Origin of the sequence: Phytopseudomonas dryadis, assembly GCF_004327355.1 — a bacterium.
Lineage (GTDB): Bacteria > Pseudomonadota > Gammaproteobacteria > Pseudomonadales > Pseudomonadaceae > Aquipseudomonas > Aquipseudomonas dryadis.
The window spans coordinates 118,955-125,268 of record NZ_QJUM01000020.1; the positions used below are offsets into that span (position 1 = coordinate 118,955).

General features: G+C 65.6%; 5 protein-coding genes. 1 reads left to right on the forward strand and 4 read right to left on the reverse strand.

All coding sequences use genetic code 11. The annotated features are described in order from the left end of the window. Positions 1 to 50 precede the first annotated feature (50 nt). Positions 51 to 1,316, forward strand: coding sequence for a TolC family outer membrane protein (locus DNK34_RS17245; RefSeq protein ID WP_242675341.1), 1,266 nt, complete (start codon positions 51 to 53; stop codon positions 1,314 to 1,316). A gap of 493 nt (positions 1,317 to 1,809) precedes the next feature. Here DNK34_RS17245 and DNK34_RS17250 read toward each other — a convergent pair whose 3' ends face one another. The 4 genes from DNK34_RS17250 to DNK34_RS25570 form a co-directional block, all read right to left on the reverse strand. Continuing rightward, complete coding sequence (locus tag DNK34_RS17250; RefSeq protein WP_411269318.1) at positions 1,810 to 4,416, reverse strand: TonB-dependent receptor; 2,607 nt, start codon at positions 4,414 to 4,416, stop codon at positions 1,810 to 1,812. 108 nt (positions 4,417 to 4,524) lie between these two features. Beyond that, complete coding sequence (locus DNK34_RS17255; protein ID WP_411269319.1) at positions 4,525 to 5,472, reverse strand: FecR family protein; 948 nt, start codon at positions 5,470 to 5,472, stop codon at positions 4,525 to 4,527. A gap of 62 nt (positions 5,473 to 5,534) precedes the next feature. Continuing rightward, positions 5,535 to 6,056, reverse strand: coding sequence for an RNA polymerase sigma factor (locus tag DNK34_RS17260; protein WP_131176169.1), 522 nt, complete (start codon positions 6,054 to 6,056; stop codon positions 5,535 to 5,537). A gap of 27 nt (positions 6,057 to 6,083) precedes the next feature. Beyond that, on the reverse strand, positions 6,084 to 6,314 hold a 231-nt coding region (locus DNK34_RS25570), incomplete at its 5' end, for a hypothetical protein (RefSeq protein ID WP_207401604.1).

Consider the following 6,314-nt stretch of genomic DNA (forward strand, 5'->3'; position numbering starts at 1 on the left):
GCGTCGTGGCGCTGAGCCTGTTCTGCGGCCCTTCGTACGCCCTGGGGGTGATGGATGCCTACGCCCTGGCCCTGCGCAACGATCCCACCTTCCGTGCCGCCCTCAGCGAGCGCGACGCAGGCGTGGAAAACCGTGCCATCGGCCGCGCCGGGCTGTTGCCGAACCTCTCCTATAGCTACCGCAAGGCGCGTAACGAGTCAGAGGTGTCCCAGACCACGGCGGCGGGCAGTGTCACCACCGAGCGGGACTACGACAGCTATGCCTCGGCACTGACCCTGCAGCAGCCGCTGTTCGACTACGCGGCCTGGGCCGAGTACCGCCAGGGTGTGGCCAAGGCGGCGCTGGCCGACGAGCGTCTGCGCGGACGCGGCCAGGAACTGGTGGTGCGTCTGTTCGAGGCCTACAGCCAGGCGCTGCTGGCTGGCGAACAGATCGACCTGGCGCGCGCCCAGCGCCGTGCCTACGCCGAACAACTGCAGCTCAACCAGCGCACGTTCGAGGCGGGTGAGGGCACCCGTACCGATCTGCTGGAAACCCGGGCCCGTCACGACCTGTCCCGGGCCCAGGAAATCGAGGCGCAGGATGCCCTGGATGCAGCCTTGCGTGAGCTGCAGGCGATCATCGGTGAACCGGTCGAGCTGGAGCAGCTGACCCCGCTGAACGGGCCTCTCGAGGCCGCGCCATTGGCGCCGGCACGTTTCGAGGGCTGGCGTGACCTGGCGATGGCGCATAACGCCGAGCTGGCCAGCCAGCGCCATGGTCTGGAGGTGGCCGAGCAGGAGGTCGAACGCCAGCGTGCCGGTCACCTGCCGACCCTCGGGCTGTACGCCAGCACGCGCAAGACCAGTTCCGACTCGGAAAGTACCTATAACCAGAAGTACGACACCGATAGCATCGGCATTCAGTTCAGCATGCCGCTGTTCGCCGGTGGCGGCGTCTCGGCTGCGCGGCGCCAGGCGTCGGCCTCCTATGACCAGGCCCGCTACGAGCTCGATGCCCAGCGTGACGGGGTGCTCAACGAGCTGCGCCGGCAGTTCAACCTGTGCGCCAGCAGCACCGCCAAGGTACGCGCCTACGAGCTGGCGGTGGAGTCGGCGAGTGGGCTGATCGAGGCGACCCGCAAGAGTGTGGCCGGCGGCGAACGGGTCAACCTCGACGTGCTCGACGCCGAACAGCAGCTCTACAGCGCCCGTCGCGATCTGGCCGAAGCCCGTTACGGCTACCTGCGTGCCTGGCTGCAACTGCGCTACCTGGCCGGGGTGCTGGGCGAGGGCGATCTGCAGCAACTGAGCCGTTACTTTCCAGCTGCCCGTTGAGACCTGGCATCCATCGCTTTCGATGATCTGGCGTTCAGGTGATATCGGATGAGATGTTCATGGACCATACAACGTCGGCGATTACGGGGTCACGTGAGGTCTCCGGCAGCATTGGTGGCCTGTCGCGCAGTGAAACAGCGACGTCCACAGCCCGACCCTGTGTTGCGCAGGGCCTTTTGCCCGATTGGCAAGCCTGGTTTAAATGCCAGGGTCGGGCAGATGGGTTCTCAGGCAGGCGTGTCCGTCCATTTCAGGGACCTGGCTGGAGTTCCGGCAAGTCGCTGTCACCGCGGCTCTCGGGCGAACCTCTTCTTCGTGTAGCCCGGGTCGAGCGTAGCGACACCCGGGGCAGGGCGACCCGGGTATCGCTGTGCTCAACCCAGGCTACGGTCTTATCCCCAACTGGCGAACAGGCCTGGGCGCATCTGTGGCGGGCGGCGATAGCGTGATCCGGCGCCCATGGCAGGCGTGCGCGCCACCCTGTGCTTGCAACTCAGATGTCCCACACCAGATTGACCGAGAAGTTGCGTCCCGGCTGGGTCAGGCGGTCGAGGTTAGCCGGGCTGGTCACCCCTGCTTCGCCTACACCGTCATAGCCGCGCACGTCGTCCCACAGCCAGTATTGCTTGTCGGTCAGGTTATACAGGCCGGCGTTGACGGTGAGGTCGTCGGTCAGCTTGTAGTAGCCGCTCAGGTCGAGAATGCCGAAGCCCGGAGTGCGGAACTGGCTGCTGGTGCCGTCCGGTGCATTGAAGGCGCTGTCGTCGATGCGGCTCTTGTGCTTGACCAGGGTCCAGTTCAGCAGGGCACCGTAGCGCTCCTGATCGTAGCCCAGGCCGAACACGCCGGTCAGCGGGTTGACGCTGTTCAGCGGCTCGCCGGTATCGTCGTTGCGGCCGCGGGCATAGGCGATCGAGCCCTGGGTGTAGAGGCCCGGCAGGGCGCCGAAGCTGTCCAGGTTCAGGCGGCCCTTGAGTTCCACGCCGCGGATGCTGGCATGGCTGATGTTCTGGCTCTGGAAGGCCAGGGCATTGCTGTTGGCGGTGATGGCGTTCTCGTCGATGAAATCGCGGTAACGGTTGTAGAACAGCGCCACATCGAAGCTGCCGCCCTCGAAGTTGCCGCGCAGGCCGGTTTCCACGCCGCGGCTTTTCTCCGGGTCGAGGTCCGAGTTGGGTTCCACGGTATAGCCGCCGGCCAGGTTCTCGAAGCGACCGTACAGCGCCTTGGCGGTCGGCGTGCGGAAGCCCTCGGCGTACTGGCCGAACCAGGTGTAGTGGTCGTCGAAGGCATAGGTGACGCCGAGCTTGGGCGACACGCGGTGCCAGGTCTTGGTTTCGTCGCTGTACTCGGTGACGCCGCTTGTGGTGATGGTGGCGAGAAACTCGTCGGTCAGTTTCGGCTCCAGACGGGTGTAGTCGTAGCGCAGGCCGGGCAGGAAGGTCCACTGGTTCCAGCGGATCTCGTCCTGGACGAACAGGCCATAGGTGTCGATGGTCGGGGCGGGGAAGTCGCTCTGCGGGATCAGGGTGTCGGCGCTGGCGGTACTCACCGCGCCCACGGCGCTGCAGTTGGTGCCGACTGCCTGACAGATGCCGTAGCCGGTGCGCAACCCGGTGACCTTCTGGTGCTTGAGGCTGGTGCCGTAGGTCAGCAGATGGTCGGTGTCGCCGATGGCGAAGGCCTTGTCCAACTGCGCATCGAACAGCCACTGGCGATCCTTGTAGTAGGTGTCCCGATAGCGCATCACGTCGCGGGTCACCGCACCGGTGAAGAAGTTGGTGGGAACGTAGTTCTCCACGGTGCTCTGGTCGGTCTTGGCGATCTGGTAGTTCAGGCTCCACTTCAGGTTGTCGGCCAGCAGGCTGTCCAGGGCCAGACTGTGCTCCAGGCCGAAGCGCTCGCGGGTGATGGTGTCGTTGCCTTGGCGCGAATGGTAGTAGCCGAAGCCGCTACCGGCATTGAACGGCCCGCCCACCGCGCTGAGCTGGTTGGTGTCGCGGTCGTCCTTGTATTTCTCGTAGGTCAGTTGCAGGCGGTCGTCGCCGGCATAGTTCCAGCCGAGCTTGGCCAGGATATTGGTGGTACGCACGTCTTCGGGGTTGGCCTCGGTGCGCGTCAGCCCGGTGCCGCCGGTGCTGCCGTAGGATTCGGTCTCGTGGCCGTTGCGCTGGCTCAGGTGCAGCAGGGCGTCGAAGTCGCCATGGCGGCCGGCCACGGTGGCGGAGGTCAGCCAGCTGTCGTCGGCCGAACTGTAGCCGGTCTTCAGCCGTGCACCGACGTCCTGGCCGGGCTTGATGATGTCGTCCGGGTCGAGGGTGAAGTAGCTGACCGCGCCACCGATGGCGCTGCTGCCATACAGCGCCGAAGCCGGGCCGTGGAGGATTTCCACGCGCTTGACGATTTCCGGATCCACATAGTTGCGATGGGTATTGGCGTAGGGACCGTTGAAGAAGCTGGCCGGTACTTCGACGCCGTCGATCTGGGTCAGTACCCGGTCGCCGTCGATACCGCGGATGTTGTAGCCGCTGATGCCGGCGCGCTGGCCGGTACCGCCGACCGAGACGCTGGGCTCAAAGCGTACCAGCTCCTTGATGGTGTTGACGTTCTGTCGGTCGAGCTGCTCGCGGCTGTGCACGCTGACCGAGCTGGGGACTTCGCTCACGCTCTGCGCCCGGCGCGTGGCGGTTACCGTCAGCGGTTGCAGCGCCATCGCCTGGGTGGGGGTTCTGATCAGTACCACGCTGCGCGCACCGACGCTGTGGTAGGTGATGCCGGTGCCCTCGAGCAGGCGTGCGAGCGCCTGTTCGGCCGGCAGTTGACCCGTGAGGCCGGGCGAATAGACGCCGTCGGCCAGTTCGGCGGGCAGGCCGACCTGCCAGCCGGTCACCTCGCTGAAGCTATTGAGCGCGCTGACCAGCGGTTGCCGGGCGATGGCGAAGTCGTAGCCACCCGCCTGGCTCTGCTGCTGGGCGCTTGGTCCGGCATCGGCGGCATGGGCGTTCGACGGCAGGCTGGCGCACGAGATGGCGAGCGCCAGCAGGGACAGGCTGGCGGTGGACAGTCGGCGCGGCAGCGGGCGCCTGGAGTGCATGGTCATCGTTGAGCTCTCTGGAGGGTCGTCAGAACATCGTAAAGATACGAATAATTTGCATTGGCTTCTGACGGGACGAACGAGAGCGGGAAATGCCGTAAAAATTTTTTCGGATCAGTTGAGGATCAGCAGCGCGGGGTACTCATGCAGCCGTGCCGAGGTCACCTGGGCCAGCGAGCGCATCACTTCCAGGGGGTTGTCGAGGCGATAGTTGCCGGTGACGCTGAGGTCGTTCAGATGCGGGTTGTTGCTGACGATCCAGCCCGGGTAATAGCGCCGCAGTTCGGCCAGCACCTCGTGCAACGGACGGTTGTCGAAGACCAGCCGGCCCTGGACCCAGGCGAGTTGCGGGGCCGAGGCGCGATTGACGCGGCTGCCGAAGCCGTTGCGGCCGACCCGGATGCTGTCGCCACTGCCCAGGCTCACGCGGGTGTCGTCGCCGGGCGAGTGCAGTTCGACTTCGCCCCGCTCGACGCTGACCTCGGCCTCGTCGTTCAGGTAGCGCACGGCGAAAGCGGTACCGCGCACCGAAACCTGCACGGGACCGGCCTTGACTTCGAAGGGGCGGCCGCTGTCGCGGGCGACGTCGAAATAGGCTTCGCCGCGGTACAGGTGGGTGACCCGCTGGCGCTCGTCGATCCGGCTGGAAATGGCGGTATCGGTATTGAGCAGCACGTGCGAGCCGTCGGCCAGCTCCAGGCTCTGCCGCTGGCCGACGGCGGTGACATGGTCGGCCTTCAGGCGCAGCAGCAGGTCGCTTTGCACGATGACGCCACAGGCCAGTAGCAGCGAGGCGGCGACCGCCAGCAGACCGCGCATGCGCCGGCGTGCGGGCGCCGCGGTTCGCCGCCGGGTTTCCAGGCGCGCCGCCGCCTCGACCAGCAGCGGCGACTGCCAGTGGCTCTGTGCCTGGCGGAAGGCTTCGGCATTGGCTGGCGATACGGCCAGCCACTCGGCGAAACGCGCGCGGCAGGCTTCGTCCGCGTCTTCCAGCAGGATCAGCCAGGTGAGCGCCTGATCCTGCGGCGTGTGGTTTTCGGCAGTGGGCCCGTCCTGGGACATCGAGCGATTCTCGCGGCTGGGGGCGTCCATTCTGGCCGAACGACCGGGCAAACGGTAGTCGCTCATGTCGGCGGGTTCAGCCTGTCGAGCAGGGACATGCAGATGGCCATGATCAGTTTGAGCTCTTTCTGCACCGTGCTCAGCGAAACGCCGAGCTGGGCGGCGATTTGCGCATGGCTCTGGCCGTGCAGGCGGCTGAGGATGAAAATCCGCTGTTGGCGCTCGCTCAGTTGCTCCAGCATGCCGCCCAGGCGTTGCAGGAGTCTTTGCGCATGCAGGCTGTCCTCGTTGGAGGAGCCCGGTGCGGGGACGGCCTGGATCACTTCGTCCGGTACATCGTCGAGCAGGGTTCTGGACTGCATGCGCACGCGCCGCAGGTGATCCAGGGCGAGATTGCGTCCGGTCTGGAACAGAAAGGGCTCCAGGTGCTCGACCTTGTGCTCGCGCAGGCTGTGGGCGACCCGTAGATAGGTCTCCTGTACCAGGTCTTCGGCGATGCTGGCGTTCTTCACCATCTTGACCAGAGTGCGCAGGAGCGGGGTGCGCTGGGTCAGAAAGACGCTGTCGAGATTAGAGGTGGTCACTGGCAGATCCGGTTCGCCGACTACCGGTTAATGATAATCACTTTTAATGGCGTCGACTACCGGCGGCTGCCTTTCCAGCCGGGAACGCGGATGAACAGGATGAGTGGCTGCTGAAGGCAAAAGCGGACGATCGTAATTAGATGGACTCGCCCCCGCCGAGGCGTCGATGCGCCACGGTGGCATTCTAATGATGACCAACGGCAGCGAGGGCGAGGCCATGCAAAAGCGTACGACGAAATCGCCAGCAGCGCATCCAGT

Bases quoted from the DNA above. Each gene is read 5' to 3' on its own strand.
- DNK34_RS17245 (WP_242675341.1), top strand. From the start codon at position 51: ATGGATGCCTACGCCCTGGCCCTGCGCAACGATCCCACCTTCCGTGCC.
- DNK34_RS17250 (WP_411269318.1), bottom strand. From the start codon at position 4,416: ATGACCATGCACTCCAGGCGCCCGCTGCCGCGCCGACTGTCCACCGCC.
- DNK34_RS17255 (WP_411269319.1), bottom strand. From the start codon at position 5,472: ATGTCCCAGGACGGGCCCACTGCCGAAAACCACACGCCGCAGGATCAG.